The organism is Streptomyces sp. NPDC058812, assembly GCF_042744565.1.
In the GTDB taxonomy this organism is placed as follows: domain Bacteria; phylum Actinomycetota; class Actinomycetes; order Streptomycetales; family Streptomycetaceae; genus Streptomyces; species Streptomyces thinghirensis.
Genome location: NZ_JBHYOB010000014.1, coordinates 33,657 through 48,169, shown reverse-complemented (window position 1 = coordinate 48,169; position 14,513 = coordinate 33,657). Strand labels below are relative to the sequence as shown.

Annotated in this window: 14 protein-coding genes; 8 read left to right on the top strand and 6 right to left on the bottom strand. The window is 74.0% G+C overall.

The annotated features are described in order from the left end of the window. Window positions 1–41 precede the first annotated feature (41 nt). A complete protein-coding gene (locus ACFW48_RS26255; protein ID WP_003977410.1) occupies window positions 42–236 on the bottom strand; it encodes a hypothetical protein in 195 nt (64 codons plus the stop codon). 299 nt (window positions 237–535) lie between these two features. Here ACFW48_RS26255 and ACFW48_RS26250 point away from each other — a divergent pair, with 299 nt between their 5' ends. The 5 genes from ACFW48_RS26250 to ACFW48_RS26230 all read left to right on the top strand — a co-directional run bounded on the left by ACFW48_RS26250 (window position 536) and on the right by ACFW48_RS26230 (window position 6,302). Next, window positions 536–928: an ankyrin repeat domain-containing protein gene (locus ACFW48_RS26250; RefSeq protein WP_210961399.1), complete on the top strand. Its 393-nt coding sequence runs from the start codon at window positions 536–538 to the stop codon at window positions 926–928. Window positions 929–1,262: 334 nt separating this feature from the next. After that, window positions 1,263–2,681 carry a HEAT repeat domain-containing protein gene (locus ACFW48_RS26245; protein ID WP_386318454.1) on the top strand — a complete coding sequence of 473 codons (1,419 nt, stop codon included), beginning with the start codon at window positions 1,263–1,265 and terminating at the stop codon, window positions 2,679–2,681. A gap of 491 nt (window positions 2,682–3,172) precedes the next feature. After that, complete coding sequence (locus ACFW48_RS26240) at window positions 3,173–4,300, top strand: glycosyltransferase family 4 protein (protein ID WP_386318452.1); 1,128 nt, start codon at window positions 3,173–3,175, stop codon at window positions 4,298–4,300. Next, window positions 4,297–5,457, top strand: a complete 1,161-nt coding sequence (locus ACFW48_RS26235; protein WP_386318450.1) for a glycosyltransferase — start codon at window positions 4,297–4,299, stop codon at window positions 5,455–5,457. The genes ACFW48_RS26240 and ACFW48_RS26235 overlap by 4 nt, the downstream gene beginning before the upstream one ends. After that, the gene (locus tag ACFW48_RS26230) at window positions 5,454–6,302 is read left to right on the top strand and encodes an SGNH/GDSL hydrolase family protein (protein WP_386318448.1); all 849 of its coding nucleotides are present in this window, start codon (window positions 5,454–5,456) and stop codon (window positions 6,300–6,302) included. Before ACFW48_RS26235 ends, ACFW48_RS26230 begins: the two co-directional genes overlap by 4 nt. 183 nt (window positions 6,303–6,485) lie before the next feature. On the opposite strand, the gene ACFW48_RS26225 is transcribed toward ACFW48_RS26230, so the two are convergent. From ACFW48_RS26225 to ACFW48_RS26205, 5 genes are read right to left on the bottom strand one after another with little or no spacing between them, the layout of a single operon-like run. Further along, window positions 6,486–7,355 carry a biotin-dependent carboxyltransferase family protein gene (locus ACFW48_RS26225; RefSeq protein WP_386318446.1) on the bottom strand — a complete coding sequence of 290 codons (870 nt, stop codon included), beginning with the start codon at window positions 7,353–7,355 and terminating at the stop codon, window positions 6,486–6,488. Continuing rightward, window positions 7,352–7,990, bottom strand: a complete 639-nt coding sequence (locus ACFW48_RS26220; RefSeq protein WP_386318444.1) for an allophanate hydrolase subunit 1 — start codon at window positions 7,988–7,990, stop codon at window positions 7,352–7,354. The genes ACFW48_RS26225 and ACFW48_RS26220 overlap by 4 nt, the downstream gene beginning before the upstream one ends. Continuing rightward, entirely contained in the window at window positions 7,987–8,745 is a 759-nt protein-coding gene (locus ACFW48_RS26215) for a LamB/YcsF family protein (protein ID WP_386318442.1), read from the bottom strand. Before ACFW48_RS26215 ends, ACFW48_RS26220 begins: the two co-directional genes overlap by 4 nt. 46 nt (window positions 8,746–8,791) lie before the next feature. After that, the gene (locus ACFW48_RS26210) at window positions 8,792–9,625 is read right to left on the bottom strand and encodes a putative hydro-lyase (protein ID WP_386318440.1); all 834 of its coding nucleotides are present in this window, start codon (window positions 9,623–9,625) and stop codon (window positions 8,792–8,794) included. Continuing rightward, window positions 9,622–10,944 (bottom strand): MFS transporter, encoded by a 1,323-nt coding sequence (locus ACFW48_RS26205; RefSeq protein WP_386318438.1) that lies wholly within the window; start codon window positions 10,942–10,944, stop codon window positions 9,622–9,624. The genes ACFW48_RS26210 and ACFW48_RS26205 overlap by 4 nt, the downstream gene beginning before the upstream one ends. A gap of 176 nt (window positions 10,945–11,120) precedes the next feature. On the opposite strand from ACFW48_RS26205, the gene ACFW48_RS26200 reads away from it, so the two are divergent. The 3 genes from ACFW48_RS26200 to ACFW48_RS26190 all read left to right on the top strand — a co-directional run bounded on the left by ACFW48_RS26200 (window position 11,121) and on the right by ACFW48_RS26190 (window position 14,496). Then, entirely contained in the window at window positions 11,121–11,816 is a 696-nt protein-coding gene (locus ACFW48_RS26200) for a GntR family transcriptional regulator (protein ID WP_386318436.1), read from the top strand. A 198-nt stretch (window positions 11,817–12,014) separates the two neighbouring features. Continuing rightward, complete coding sequence (locus tag ACFW48_RS26195) at window positions 12,015–13,541, top strand: hypothetical protein (protein WP_386318434.1); 1,527 nt, start codon at window positions 12,015–12,017, stop codon at window positions 13,539–13,541. Window positions 13,542–13,614: 73 nt separating this feature from the next. Continuing rightward, entirely contained in the window at window positions 13,615–14,496 is an 882-nt protein-coding gene (locus ACFW48_RS26190; RefSeq protein ID WP_386318432.1) for a hypothetical protein, read from the top strand. Window positions 14,497–14,513: the final 17 nt, after the last annotated feature.

Sequence of the window (14,513 nt, the reverse complement as noted above, 5' to 3'; positions counted from 1 at the left end):
GGGAGTGCGTACGTGCGGATGTCGGGCGGGGAAGCGGGCCGTCAGAACTTGATTCCGCCGAGGAGGCCCGCCAGGCTCTCGCCGCCCGCCTTGATGCTCGGGGCGATGGCCGTACTCGCCAGATAGAAGCCGAACAGGACCGCGACCAGCGCGTGCGAGGCCTTGAGGCCGTCCTTGCGGAAGAAGATGAAGACGACGATGCCGAGCAGGACCACGCCTGAGATCGAGAGGATCATGTGAGTTCTCCTGGTTCGCGGGGACAGTCACCATGAGTACTTCCAGGCTCACAGCATGTATCCATACGATAAAAGGTGCAAATGGGGGAAATTTTCCGGAATTGCCCCACGTGGCGGAGTAGTCCTTGGGCCGGTTGAGCAGGGCTGTTGCGCCCTGCCGGGTCCGTGCTGATCTTTACCTCGGGCACTTCGGCTCATGTGCGGCGCGAGCCAGTACCCTGGCGATTCACTCGCACGGCCGCACCGCTCGCGGTCGTGCGCTCAGTCCCCGGCATGCGTAGTGAGAGGTGGTCCGGCCGATGAGTGAAGCCCCCGACCCGGAGGTCGTGGAGCTGGCGACGAAGATCTTCGATCTGGCCCGGCAGGGCCGGACCGAGGAACTGGTGGCCTATGTGGACGCCGGTGTTCCCGCCAATCTCACCAACGACCGCGGCGACTCCCTCGTCATGCTCGCCGCTTACCACGGCCACGCCGACGCGGTGCGCGCGCTGCTGGCCCGTGGCGCCGAGGCCGACCGCGTCAACGACCGGGGCCAGACCCCGCTCGCCGGTGCCGCCTTCAAGGGTGAGACGGAAGTGACCAGGGCGCTTCTGGAGGCCGGCGCGGATCCGTCCGCCGGTACCCCGTCGGCCGTCGACACGGCGCGGATGTTCGCCCGCACCGAGCTGCTGGAGCTGTTCGGCGCTCAGTGACCGGAAGCCGATCCGGTACTGCTCCGGGTCTGCTCCACTCTTTCTGACCAGGGAAAATACGAATAACGGGGGAGGCGGTAACAGGCCGCCGAAATTTCGGTCGCGGCAGATGTGACCGCCGGGTCATCATGACGACGTGGTTCACGGACGTGATGGCTGGGCAGATGTTGCCGCACCGCGCGGGCCGTGACACGGCCCGCAAGGGCCACCGACGAGAGGCAGAGGAACATGGTCTTCAGCAAGCAAGAGACGGCGGGCGCTCCGACGTGTTGGCGCACGGCCAGGTAACGCGTGCTCCCCGGTTGCGTCGACGCTTGATGTGAGGCTGTTTCCCATGTTCGATCCGGTCATAGCGCCCAGCGGTACGCTGCTCGGCCTGCTTCAGCGGGGTCGCGGCGACGGCACGCTGCATGCGCTCACCGCTCCGCGCGCCGAAGCGCTCGCGGCACTGAACCACTGCGTGCTGCACGACCCCCGCCACGACTGGCAGGTCGAGAACCGCTCCCTCTACTACGCCCGCCTCTACCTCGACCTCAACGGCGAGCTGGACGCGATCGAGGCCCACCTCTTCGATCCCGAGGACGTCCTCGAGGCCGACGAGTCACGCACCGGGCTGGCCCTCGCGGTCCTCGGGCACCTGGCCTCCTACGGCAGGCTGGACGCGCTCCAGCTGTTGCGCAGGTACGCCGCCCACGGCGTCAACTGGGCGTGGGCCCTGGACGAACTGGCGCTGCGCGACGACGACGCCGGTCTGCGCTCGCTCGCCGCGCCCGTGCTGGCACGCTTCCCGCACGATGCCGAGGGCGACGCCGAGCTGGCCGTCGCCGTGCGGGACGCCTTCGAACCCCGGCCCTGGCGGCTGTGGGCCGACGACCCGCGCGAATCGATCGCCACGCGCGTGCGTGCCGCCCACGAGACGGGCTGTTTCGACCGCTGGCAGCGGCAGATGAGCCCCACCGGACCGCGTCCGGGCTGGAGCGTGCGGGCCGTCTTCGAGTGGGCCCAGCAGGGCGTCGAGCGCGGCGCCGCGCTCCACGTGCCGGCCGCCCGGTGTCTCACGGCCGTCGCCGGCCCCGAGGACCGGCCCGAGATCGTCGAGGCCGCGCGGTCCGGCGACGAGGGCGCCCGCTGCACCGCCCTGCGCTATCTCGCCGACGGCCACGATCCGGACGCCCTCGACCTGATCGAGGGCGCCGTGACCAACGGCTCGACACCGGTCGTGGAGGCCGCCGTCGCCGCCTTCGAGCGCATGCGCAGCCTCGCCGCCGTCGACCTGGCGCGCCGCTGGGTGCACCGACCCGACGCCCTGGGCGCCGCCGCCGGGCGGGTGCTCGCCTGCCGGGGCGGAGCCCAGGACCGCGACCTCGTCCTCGCCGCACTGCGTGAGGCGGTACGCGGCGAAGGCCCCGACGCGCCGACCCTGTGGACCCTCGTCGACGGCACCGGACGGCTCGGCATCGCCTGCGCCGCGCCCGTACTGCGCCACATCTACCGCGAGACCGCCTCCTCCCACCTGCGCGGGCGGGCCGCCCGAGCGCTGGCCGCCACCGACCCGTCCTTCGCCGCAGGCTTCGCCATCGAGTGCTTGTGGGACTGCGAGGAGACCACCCGCGAACTCGCCGCCCGCCACGCCGAGACCGGCGACAACCGCGTCGTCGAACGCCTGCGCAGGCTCGCCGCCGATCCCGCCGAGGAGGACGAGGTCCAGACGGCCGTACGCAGCCGCTTCGGACCGGACGCGCCGGCCGTGTGAGCGGACGGGCCGGCCCGCGGCGGCTCGGCGTGAGCGGACGGAGAAGCCTGCGCGGGCCTGTGGCCGTCCTTCCGCACTGACGCGGCCCGCCCCGGGCGCCGCCCCATCGGTCCACGAAGACCGGGTCCCGCGTGCGCCAAGCGGTCCCGGCGGTCCCAAGCCCGCCGGAGGCCAGAGAGAGGGACTCCCGGCATGGGCGGCGCCCCCGTCGCCGACGGCGGGGCGGCTCCGCGCGCGGGCGTCACCACCAGGTGCCGTGGGGTGGCAGCCTTCCGTGCCGCGGGGTGCCGACCCCTCCGTGCTGCCGGGTGGCAACCCCTCCGTGGCGCCGGGTGGCAACCCCTCCGTCTGAACGACGGATGGCCCGCGGGTACGTCGGGTGTGGCCGCGGGCTGACCTGCCCGGGTGAGCAGGGCAACGCTCATGGGACGTTCCTCGGCCGGAAAGATCGACGTTGACGCGAGCACGTCCAGTCCGGCGACAACACCCGTATGCGTGTCGTCATCGTGACCGAATCCTTTCCCCCCGATGTGAACGGCGTCGCCCACTGCGCGCTCCAGACCGCCCGGCACCTCGTCGGCCGCGGGCACGACTGCGTCGTCGTCGCCCCGGCCACCGCTCCGGGCAACGAGGCGGACACCTCCACCGCGTGCCCTCTCGTCCGGATCCCCTCCCTCCCGCTCCCCGGCTACCCCCAGGTACGCGTCGCCCTCCCCAGCCGGCGCGTGGCCGCCGCGATCGCCGAGCACCGCGCCGACCTCGTCCACCTGGCCAGCCCCTTCGTCCTCGGCGTCCGGGGCATGGCCGCCGCCGCCCGGCTCGGTGTCCCCGCCGTGGCCGTCTACCAGACCGACCTCGCCGGATACGCCCGTACGTACATGGGAGCGGGCGAGGCGGCCGCCTGGCGGCGCATCCGCTCCGTGCACTCCGCCGCCGACCTCACCCTCGCCCCGTCCGGCGCGGCACTGCGCGACCTCCAGGCGCACGGTGTGCCCCGGGTCTCGCTCTGGCCACGCGGCGTGGACACCGTCCGCTTCCGGCCCGACCGGCGCGACGAGGCCCTGCGCCGCGAACTGGCCCCGCACGGTGAGCTGATCGTCGGCTACGTCGGGCGGCTCGCCCCCGAGAAGCAGGTGGAGCTGCTGGCCGGTGTCTGCGGCCTGGACGGCGTGCGAGTCGTGGTCGTCGGCGACGGGCCCAGCCGGCCCGGTCTTGAGCAGGCCCTGCCGGGCGCGCTCTTCCTCGGCCGCCGTACCGGCGACGATCTCGCCCGGCTCTTCGCCTCGCTGGACGTCTTCGCGCACACCGGCCCCTTCGAGACGTTCTGCCAGACCGTGCAGGAGGCCATGGCGAGCGGCGTGCCCGTCGTCGCGCCCGCCGCGGGCGGCCCGCTGGACCTTGTCGCCCACGGGCGCACCGGGCTGCTCGTGCCACCGCGCGATGCCGCCGCCGTACGGGACGCGGTGTGGTCGCTGACCGCCGACCCCGCGCTGCGGGCCGCCTACGGGGCGGCCGGGCGCGCGGCCGTCGAGGGGCGCACCTGGGCGGCCGTCGGCGACCGGCTGATCGGGCACTACACGGACGTACTCGCCACGCGGAAGGCGGTGCTGGCGGCATGAGCGGCGCACTGCGGATCGTCCGGCTCGCCAACTTCGTCGCACCCGCGTCCGGCGGCCTGCGCACCGCGCTGCGCGAGTTGGGCAAGGGCTTCCGTGCGGCCGGACACGACCCCGTCCTCGTCGTCCCCGGCGAGCACGCCGACGACCGGGAGACCGAGCAGGGCCGGGTGATCACCCTTCCGGGACCGCCGCTGCCGGGCACCGGCGGCTACCGCGTCCTGACCGGCAAGCGGCGGGTGGCGGCGCTGCTGGAGGAGCTGGCACCCGACCGGCTGGAGGTCTCCGACCGGACCACGCTGCGCTGGACCGGCAAGTGGGCACGGCGGGCCAGGGTCCCCGCCGTGATGGTCTCCCACGAGACCACCGACGGTGTACTGCGCACCTGGGGCCTGCCCGAAGAGGCGGCCCGGCGCACCGCCGACGCCCTGAACATCCGCACGGCGCACACCTACGCGCGTGTGGTGTGCACGACGGAGTTCGCCGAGCGGGAGTTCGTCCGCATTGGGGCCCGCAACGTCGTACGGGCTCCCCTGGGCGTCGACCTGGCCGGGCGGCACCCGGCGCTGCGCGATCCCGGGCTGCGCTCCCGGCACGCGCGCGTGGACGAGACGCTGCTGGTGATGTGCTCCCGGCTGTCCGTGGAGAAGCGGCCGGGCACGGCGCTCGACGCGCTGGCGGCGCTGCTTCGGCGCGGCGAGCGGGCGGTGCTGGTGGTGGCCGGGGACGGGCCGTTGCGCCCGAGGCTCGAACAGCGGGCGCGGGAGCGCGGGCTGCCGGTGACCTTCCTCGGCCACGTCGCCGACCGCGGGCTGCTCGGCGCGCTCCAGGCGTCCGCCGACGTGTGCCTGGCTCCCGGACCGGCCGAGACCTTCGGACTCGCCGCGCTGGAGGCGATGGCCTGCGGCACGCCCGTGGTGGCCAGCGCGTCCTCGGCGCTGCCGGAGGTGATCGGCTCCACCGGGGCCGTCGCCGCCGACCACGGGGAGGCCTTCGCGGACGCCGTGGACCTGCTCCTCGGACGCCGGGAGGCGGACCGGCGGGAGGCGGCACGCGCGCGTGCGGAGTGTTTCGGCTGGGACGCGGCGGTCGGGGCGTTCCTGGCCGCGCACGACGCGACGGCTCCCGCGCTCCCCGTGCTGCCGGAGGCCGTGTCATGAGACCCGTCCGGTTCGTGGCCCTCGGGGACTCGCTGACCGAGGGCGTGGGGGACCCGGTGCGCGACGAGTGGCGTGGCTGGGCCGCACTGCTCGCCGCCGGGCTCGCCGAGGAGCCCGCGGAGTTCACCAACCTCGCCTTCAGCGGGGCGCAGGCCCGGGACGTCGCCGAGCGGCAACTGCCCGCGGGCCTCGCCCTGCGCCCCGACGTCGCGTCCGTCGTCGTCGGCGTCAACGACACCCTGCGCTGCTCCTTCGACCTCGGAGCCGTCGCCGCCCGGCTCGACACGGTGTACGCCGCCTTCACGGGACAGGGCGCGCTGCTGCTCACGGCGTGCCTGCCGGACCCCGGGGCGATGCTCGGGCTGCCGGGAGCGCTGGCCCGCCCACTGGCCCGGCGGCAACGGGCGGTCAACGCCGTCGTGCACGCCCTGTCCGACCGGTACGGGGCGGTCCACCTGCACGCGGGCGAGGGCGACTGGATCACGGACCGCGCGATGTGGAGCGCGGACCGGCTGCACCCCGGAGAGCGGGGCCACCGGCAGCTGGCCCTGCGCTTCCACGCCCTGCTCGCCGAGCGCGGCCACGCCACCGGGCCCGCGCCCTCGCCCGAGAACGAGTCCCCCGCTCCCACCAGGTCGGCGAGCCTGTGGTGGCTGGCCACGGCCGGCACCGGCTGGGTGGCCCGGCGCTGTACGGACCTGCTGCCCCAACTGCTGACGCTGGCCGCCGACGAACTGCGCCACCACGCGCGCGGGACGAGTGCCCGGCTCGACCTGCGCGCGTCCGCCGCGGTCTCCGCCGCGCTCGCGGCGCTGTCGACGACGGAGCGACCGGAGGCGGCGTGACCGGCGGCGCCCCGGAGCGTGCCGGTACGGTCGCGCGGCGCCACGGACGGAGCGCGGACCACAGAGGCACCCGGCGCGGGCACCTCGCCGTCGTCGTACGGCGTCGGTGCTCGCGCACGGCAGTACGCGGACCGGCAGCAGTGGCGTCGGGCACCCGGTGTACGCGCGGGCGGCGCCGCGGTGTCAGTGTCTGCGTACGGCGACGAAGCGCACCGGGGTCCCCGGTGGCGTCTGGGCCGCCGCCGGGAGGTCGGCGCCGCGGACGACGCCGATCACCGGGTAGCCGCCGGTCGTCGGATGGTCGGCCAGGAACACGACCGGCCTGCCGTCGGGCGGCACCTGAACCGAGCCAAGCACCATGCCCTCACTGGGGAGTTCGCCCGGGCGGGCGCGTTGCAGCGCCGGTCCGTCCATGCGCAGTCCGATGCGGTTGCTCGCGGGCGACACCCGGTACGCGCGGGAGGTGAACGTCCGTACCGCCTCCGGCGTGAACCAGTCGGCGCGCGGGCCCGGCGTCACCCGCAGGACCAGCTCCGAGGGGGGCGGCGGCTGCGGGGCGACGTCCACGCGCGCGTAATGCTCGCGCGGCCGCCCCAGGGGCAGCACCGTGCCGTCCGTGAGGGGCGGTGGCCCGAGGCCGGACAGCAGGTCGGTGGAGCGGCTGCCGAGGACCGGCTCGACGAGGACGCCGCCGGAGACGGCCACATAGCTGCGGACGCCGGAGTCGGCCGCTCCGACGTCCAGCAGCGCACCGGCCGGCACGTCGACCGGCGCGCCCCAGGGCACCGGCCGTCCGTCCACCGTCACCGGGCAGGGGGCGCCGCCGACCGCCACCGTCACCGCGCAACGCGGACGCACGGCACAGCCGGTGAGCGTGGTCTCCAGGACGGCGGCGTCGGGCGGGCATCCGACCAGCCGGAGAACCAGCGCCGCCGCGGGGGCGTCGAGCGCCCCGGAGCGGGGGACGCCGAGGTGCGCGTGTCCGGGGCGGCCCCGGTCCTGCACGGTGGTCAGGGCCCCGGCCCGGACGACGGCGAGCGCACGGTCCGTCATGAACCCCCCTGACGCTCGTGCAGGTGTCCACGGGCGACGAACCGCACGCGCGTGCCCGGCGACAGCAGCGCCGCGGGCACGCGCGTGTGGTCCCACAGCACGGCGTCCGTGGTGCCGATCAACTGCCAGCCGCCCGGCGACGAGCGCGGATACACACCGGTGTACGGACCCGCCAGTGCCACCGAACCGGCCGGGACGGCCGTGCGCGGCGTGTCCCGGCGCGGGACGTCGTAGCGCGCGGGCAGACCGGTGAGGTAGCCGAACCCGGGCGCGAACCCGCAGAAGGCGACGTGGAACTCGGTACCCGCGTGGATGCGGCCCACCTCGTCCTCCGCCACACCCCAGTGCGCGGCGACGTCGGCCAGGTCCGGACCGTCGTAGCGGACCGGGATCTCGACGACGTGCCCCGCGCGCGGGGGAGCGGACGGCACCTCGGCGGCGGCCAGTTCGGACGCCAGCCGGGCCGGGTCGGTGAGGCCGTCGAGGAGGACGGTGCGGGCCGCGGGGACGATCTCCCGGGCCGCGAGGGTGCCCTCCGCGCGGCGCCGCAGCAGCTCCGCGTGCAGTGCCTCCGCCTCGTCGCCCGAGGAGACCTCGACGAGCAGGGCGTCGTCGCCGACCGGCAGGACGTTCATGCGAAGGCCTCCACGCGGACGCCCGACGCCTCCAGCCGCTGCCGGACCCGGCGGGCCAGTTCCACCGCGCCGGGCGTGTCGCCGTGCACGCACAGGGAGCGGGCCCGGACCTCGACACGTGCCCCGGAGCGGGCGGTGACCGTGCCGGAGACGGCCAGGCCCACCGAGCGCTCCACGACGGCGTCCGGATCGGCGACCACGGCGCCCTCCTGCCCGCGCGGCACGAGCGCGCCCTCGTCGGTGTACGCGCGGTCGGCGAACGCCTCCGTGACGACCGGCAGCCCGGCCCGGCCGGCCAGCTCCAGCACGCGTGAGCCGGGCAGCCCGAGCACGGGCAGCGCGCCACCCGCGAGGAGCACACCGTCGACGACCGCCGCGGCCTGCTCCGCGTCCCGCACCACCCGGTTGTACAGGGCACCGTGCGGCTTGACGTACGCAACGCGGGTGCCGGCCGCGCGCGCGAACACCTCCAGGGCGCCGATCTGGTAGGCCACCTCGGCCGCCAGCTCGGCGGGCGGCACGTCCATCGCGCGCCGCCCGAAACCGGCCAGGTCCCGGTAGGAGACCTGGGCGCCGATCGTCACGCCCCGCTCGGCCGCCAGCTCGCACACCCGCCGCATGGTGACCGGATCCCCGGCGTGGAAGCCGCAGGCCACGTTGGCGCTGGTGACGACCGAGAGCAGGCCCGCGTCGTCGGTGAGCCGCCAGCGGCCGAATCCCTCGCCTAGGTCGGCGTTGAGGTCGATCGAGGTCATGTCTCCAGTGTCTCCGGTCTCCGGCCTGTGTCGGGACATCCCGGGATCAGGCCACGCGGTACTGCTCGTCCCGTGCGTCGGTGAGGAACATCTGCCCCGGCGCGTGGGTGAGGGCGAAGGGCGGCCGCGAGGCCATGACCGCCGCCTGTGGGGTCACCCCGCACGCCCAGAACACCGGGATGTCGTCCGGCTCGCTGTCCACCGGGTCGCCGAAGTCCGGCCGGTCCAGGTCGTCGATGCCGAGCGCCGACGGGTCGCCGCAGTGCACCGGGCTGCCGTGCACCGCCGGGAGCAGGCTGGTCTCGCGGATCGCCGCCGACAGATGGGCGGGCGGCACCGGGCGCATGGACACCACCATCGGCCCGTGCAGCCGCCCGGCCGGACGGCACTGCCGCGTCGTGACGTACATCGGGACGTTGCGCCCCTGCTCGACATGGCGGATCGGGACGCCGGCCGCGGTCAGCGCCCACTCGAAGGTGAAGCTGCAGCCGATCAGGAACGACACCAGGTCGTCCCGCCAGTGCGCGCGTACGTCCGTCGGCTCGTCCACCAGTTCGCCGTCCCGCCACACCCGGTAGCGCGGCAGATCGGTGCGCAGGTCGGCACCGTCGGCGAGCGCGGTGGTCCAGGACCCGGCGTCCGTGACGTCGAGGACCGGGCAGGGCTTCGGATTGCGGGTGCAGAACAGCAGCATGTCGTACGCCCAGTCGGCGGGCACCGAGATCAGGTTGGCCTGGGTGCGGCCGGCCGCGACTCCGGCCGTGGGGCCGGTGAGCCCTTCCCGGAAGCGGGAGCGGGCCGTTTTCGGGCTCCACGCGCGCGCGTGCTCGTCGACGAGGGCGATCGGCCGGTCCCCGGTCACGTGGTGCGAGTGCTTCATGCCAGTTCCCTTCCGCGAGTCTCGGGCAGCCCCAGCAGAGCCAGCGCCGCGATGCCGTAGCCGATGGCGCCGAAGACCAGCGCGCCGCCCACGCCCCAGCTGTCGGCCAGGAAGCCGACCGTGGTCGGGAACACGGCGCCCACGGCGCGTCCGGTGTTGTACGTGAAGCCCTGGCCGGCGCCGCGCACGGCCGTCGGATACAGCTCGCTCAGGTACGAACCGAAGCCGCTGAAGATCGCCGACATGCAGAAGCCGAGCGGGAAACCGAGCACCAGGAGCAGGGTGTTGGCGCCGCTGGGGATGTTCGCGTACGCCAGGATGCACAGCGCCGACAGCAGCGCGAAGAGCCAGATGTTGCGCCTGCGGCCCAACCGGTCGGTGAGGTAGCCGCCGGTGAGGTAGCCGATGAAGGCGCCCGAGATGAGGAAGGTCAGGTAGCCGCCGGTGCCGACGACCGACAGGTCGCGCTCGTCCTTCAGATACGTCGGCACCCAGGTGGCGAGGGTGTAGTAGCCGCCCTGCACGCCGGTGGAGAGCAGGCTCGCCCAGAGCGTGACGCGCAGCAGGCCCGGCGAGTCGGCCGTACCCGGCTTGAAGATCGCCGCGAACGAGCCCTTCCCCGCGCTCTTCCCGCGGGCCTCGGCGGCCTTGGGCGCGTCGTGGACGCTGCGCCGCACCCAGACCACGAGCAGCGCGGGCAGCGCGCCGGTCCAGAACATGACGCGCCAGGCCAGATCGTCGCCGACCAGCGAGAACACCAGCGTGTACACGACCACGGCGAGCGCCCAGCCCACGGCCCAGGAGCTCTGGATCGCGCCGAGAGTACGACCCCGGTGCTTGGCGCTCGCGTACTCGGCGACCAGGATCGCGCCGACCGCCCACTCGCCGCCGAAGCCCAGGCCCTGCAGGGCGCGGAAGACCAGCAGCGTCTCGTAGTTGGGCGCGAAACCGCAGGCCACCGTGAAAACGGCGTAGGTGATCACGGTGAGCAGCAGGGCCTTGACCCGGCCGACGCGGTCCGCCAGGACGCCCGCGAGGGCGCCGCCGATCGCCGAGACGACCAGCGTGACCGTCGTGAGCAGACCGGTCTGACCGCTGTCCAGGCCGAAGTACGCGGCCAGCGCGACCATGGTCAGCGGCAGCGTGAAGTAGTCGTACGAGTCGAGCGCGTAGCCGCCGAACGCGCCGCCGAAGGCGCGGCGGCCCCGCGGGCCGAGGGCGCGCAGCCAGCCGAACGGACCGTTGTCCGAGGGGTGTTCGCCCGCTCCGGTGGGACGGGTCTCGGCGGGCAGGGCCTGCGGTGGAGGGGTTGTGCTCATGGGCACCTCGCAGTGGGAGGACGGAGGGTGCTTGTCGAGAGCGAGCCGGTCGGTGCGGCGGCGCGGGTGAGGGGAGCGGGCGCCGTGTCGGCACGTCATGGCACCGTAGAGGATTGTTCAACGATCCCTCAATACCCATGTTGTTTCGTTCTGGTATCTGCGATTGAATTCCGGGCATGGCAGAGCAGTTGACGGGACTGGCCGACGACCGCGCCCTCCTCGGGCGGACCAGCACCGCCGAGCGGGTCTCGGACATTCTCAGGAGCCGGATCGCCGAGGGTTACTTCCCGCCCGGGACCCGCCTGTCGGAGGACAGCATCGGTGGCGCGCTCGGCGTCTCCCGGAACACACTGCGCGAGTCGTTCCGGCTGCTCACCCACGAACGCCTGCTCGTCCACGAGCTGAACCGCGGCGTCTTCGTCCGGGTCCTGACCGTCGAGGACGTCGAGGACATCTACCGCACCCGCGCCCTCGTCGAATGCGCCGTCGTCCGGGGCCTCGGGGAGCCGCCGTACGGCCTGGAGGGACTCGCCGGGGCCGTCGAGGACGGGCGCCGGTCGGCCCGCGAAGGTGACTGGAAAGGTGTGGGTACGGCCAACATCCACTTCCACCGGGAACTGGTGGCCCTCGCCGGCAGCGAACGCACCGACGAGCTGATGCGCAGCGTCTTCGCCGAACTGCGCCTCGCATTCCACGTCGTGGACGACCCGAGGCGCCTGCACGAGCCGTACATCGCACGGAACGCGGAGATCCTCGCGGCCCTGGAGTCCGGCGAGCGGGAGACGGCGGAGCGGCTGCTCGCGGTCTACCTCGAGAACTCGCTGAAGCGCGTCGTGGAGGTCTACCTGCGGCGGGTCGGCGACGAGGGATAGGGGGTGTCGGTTGGATCAGGCCGGCTCCGGGCAACGGTGCCGTTCAACTGACGCGACCCCGGCAAGATCCAAACGACACCCCCTGGAGGCCACCGCGGGCGGGACCGCGAACCGGGGCGCCGCCTGCGACGCCTGTCGCCTCGGGGCCCATCTGTGCCGTTTGGGTCGTTGTCAGACCGAGGACCTAGTCTGTGCACCGTGACTTCGCCTGCATCGACGGACAGCGTTCCGCCCCAGCTCAGCGCGGGGCCGCGCCCTGCCCCGGGCCCGGCCGCCGACGAAGGACTGGCGCGGCGGCTGCGCGCGCTCGCCTGCACGGCGCCGTTGCACGACCTCGACGCACGCAAGGCCAACCTCGCGGGCGAGTACTCGGTGTACGGCATGGCGGAGGTCGCCCTCTCCGCCATCGACCTCGTCACGCTGAACATGGACTTCGACACGGGCGCCGACCACGACCAGATCGTGGCCCGGCTGATCCCGCGGGTCGCCGCCCAGGCGCCCGCGCGGCCCGCCGCCGAGCACGAGCGGGTGGCCCGCTGGGTCCTGGAGAACCTGATCAACGTCGGCAGCGTCGACCGCGGCTTCCGCGCGGTGTACGGCACCTTCGGACCGGACGGCACCTATGTGCGCCGCGACTACGACTTCAAGCTGCTGGAGGAGGTCCCCGGCCCCGGCGGCACCGTCTACCTCCGCACCACCGACGAGGCGGTCAACGTCCTCGTCGGCGCCCTGGACACCGACGTCACCAGCGCCCAGATCGCCGCCGAGGTCAAGCTGGAGGTGCTGATCAGCCGCGGCCGGCTCGCCGACGCCCAGCTCGCCGCCGAGCAGGCCCGGTACCGGACCGTGCAGTACTCGGAGACCCTGCGCAGGGCCCTGGACGCCACCCGGCGCAACGTCCGCGCGGTGGACTGGCTGAGCGCCGTCCCCGACATGATCGCCGAGGCCCTCGACCACGTCGCCGACCGGTACCGCCACGAGAACGCGATCCTCACCAACATCCGCAAGGCGCGCGACGAGTCCGAGGACCCCGAGCACAAGCGCCGCGCGGCCGAACTCGTCGACATCGTCAAGGACTGCATCCGCCGCCACACCCAGCTCCAGTCCCGCCTCCTGGAGGCAGGCCCGCTCTTCCGCGCCGAACAGGACCGGCAGGCCTTCGCCACCCCCCTGGCGACCTCGGGCCTGGACCTGTACGGCCATCTCGTCGCCCCCGTCCTGCCGTTGCCCCTGGAGCGCGCGCTCCGTGTCACCGACGCCTTCTTCGCCCGCGGCACCGGTATGCGCACGCCCGTCTCCGTCCGGGTCGGTGACCTCGTCGACATACTGCTGACCCCGCCCGTGGAGCGGGAGCACCTGGGCGCCGAGATGCCGGAACCCGAGCTGATCGCCACCCCGGACGACAGCCGCTTCAGCGAGGAGCAGCTCGCGGCGGCCATGGATCTGCTCGACCTGCCGCACGACGCCCCGCGCCGGCTGTCGGGCCTGCTGGCCGACGCCCGCGCCCGGGATCCCGAGCTGCCGTACCTCGTCGCGCTGCTCGCCGTCCACGCGGCCAGCCCGCCCGTCGGTACCGCGTACCGCCAGGGCGAACCGAAGCTCTTGTTCGCCGTGGACGACGGCACCGAACTGGACGACCCCGAGTTCGGCGGCGCCGACCTCGTCGTCGGCACGGCGCTGCTGGACGCGGCGGGGATGGCCGCGGACCGCACGGAGGCGGCATGACCGGCTCCCACGACCTCACCCCCGAGCACCAGCACAGCCAGCACCAGCACCAGCACAGCAAGGAGTACCGACCGTGACCGAGCACGTCGACCGGAGCGAACCGGAGGCGGGTGCCGCGCCGGCCACCGCGGCCGTCACGCCCGCCGACGCCGCCGACGCGGCGCGGCTCGTCGCCTTCGGCCTCCAGCCCAAGCTGCTGCCCGCGCGCGACCAGGAGTACGCCGATCTGCTGCGCCGCTACCGCGAGGACCCGCCCTTCGCCAGGCTCGCCGACGCCGTGGCGGCCGGGCTCGGGCTGGTCGTCCTGGAGGTGTCCCCGCGCGCGGGGATGGCCGTGACCGCCGCCGAGGACTCGGTGTTCGCCGTCCGCATGGGCGACTACGCGCGTCGTGCCGCCACCGACTCCGGCGACCGCTTCCTGCACGGACTGGCCCACCTCGCCGTAGCCGCCATGGCCTACCCGCGCCCCGAGGACCTCGCCGACGACGGCTACATCGGCCGCGTCACCGTCAACGGAGTGGACGCCTTCGTCCGCCAGGCCTGCCGACGCCTGGAGGAGCGGGCCGAGGAACAGGGCGAGAACACCGACCCGGCCACCGACGCCCCGGGCCTGGAGTCGGCCTGGCGGATCTGGGTCAGACGCAGCGCGACCGGCGCCACCAAGGACGCGCGCAGACTCCCCGGTTCCACCACGGGCATCGTCGGCAAGGCCGCCGCCTTCCTCACCGAGTCCGGCTTCCTCCAGCGCACCGGCGACGACAACGGCGGCACCTACCGCACGACGGCCCGCTACCAGCTCCAGGTGCGCGACATGGCGGGCAGCGCCGCCATGGCCGAGCTGCTGGACCTGGGCGTCGTCCCGGTGACCGACGGCACGGCGACACTGCTGCCCGCCGACGAGACGGAGGACCTGGAGCTGGTCGCCGACGCCGGACTGCCCTTCCACTCCTCCTGACCCCGCTCACGCCCCCG

Bases quoted from the DNA above. Each gene is read 5' to 3' on its own strand.
- ACFW48_RS26205 (WP_386318438.1), bottom strand. From the start codon at position 10,944: ATGAGCACAACCCCTCCACCGCAGGCCCTGCCCGCCGAGACCCGTCCC.
- ACFW48_RS26250 (WP_210961399.1), top strand. From the start codon at position 536: ATGAGTGAAGCCCCCGACCCGGAGGTCGTGGAGCTGGCGACGAAGATC.
- ACFW48_RS26255 (WP_003977410.1), bottom strand. From the start codon at position 236: ATGATCCTCTCGATCTCAGGCGTGGTCCTGCTCGGCATCGTCGTCTTC.
- ACFW48_RS26230 (WP_386318448.1), top strand. From the start codon at position 5,454: ATGAGACCCGTCCGGTTCGTGGCCCTCGGGGACTCGCTGACCGAGGGC.
- ACFW48_RS26210 (WP_386318440.1), bottom strand. From the start codon at position 9,625: ATGAAGCACTCGCACCACGTGACCGGGGACCGGCCGATCGCCCTCGTC.
- ACFW48_RS26200 (WP_386318436.1), top strand. From the start codon at position 11,121: ATGGCAGAGCAGTTGACGGGACTGGCCGACGACCGCGCCCTCCTCGGG.
- ACFW48_RS26220 (WP_386318444.1), bottom strand. From the start codon at position 7,990: ATGAACGTCCTGCCGGTCGGCGACGACGCCCTGCTCGTCGAGGTCTCC.
- ACFW48_RS26215 (WP_386318442.1), bottom strand. From the start codon at position 8,745: ATGACCTCGATCGACCTCAACGCCGACCTAGGCGAGGGATTCGGCCGC.
- ACFW48_RS26235 (WP_386318450.1), top strand. From the start codon at position 4,297: ATGAGCGGCGCACTGCGGATCGTCCGGCTCGCCAACTTCGTCGCACCC.
- ACFW48_RS26245 (WP_386318454.1), top strand. From the start codon at position 1,263: ATGTTCGATCCGGTCATAGCGCCCAGCGGTACGCTGCTCGGCCTGCTT.
- ACFW48_RS26225 (WP_386318446.1), bottom strand. From the start codon at position 7,355: ATGACGGACCGTGCGCTCGCCGTCGTCCGGGCCGGGGCCCTGACCACC.
- ACFW48_RS26240 (WP_386318452.1), top strand. From the start codon at position 3,173: ATGCGTGTCGTCATCGTGACCGAATCCTTTCCCCCCGATGTGAACGGC.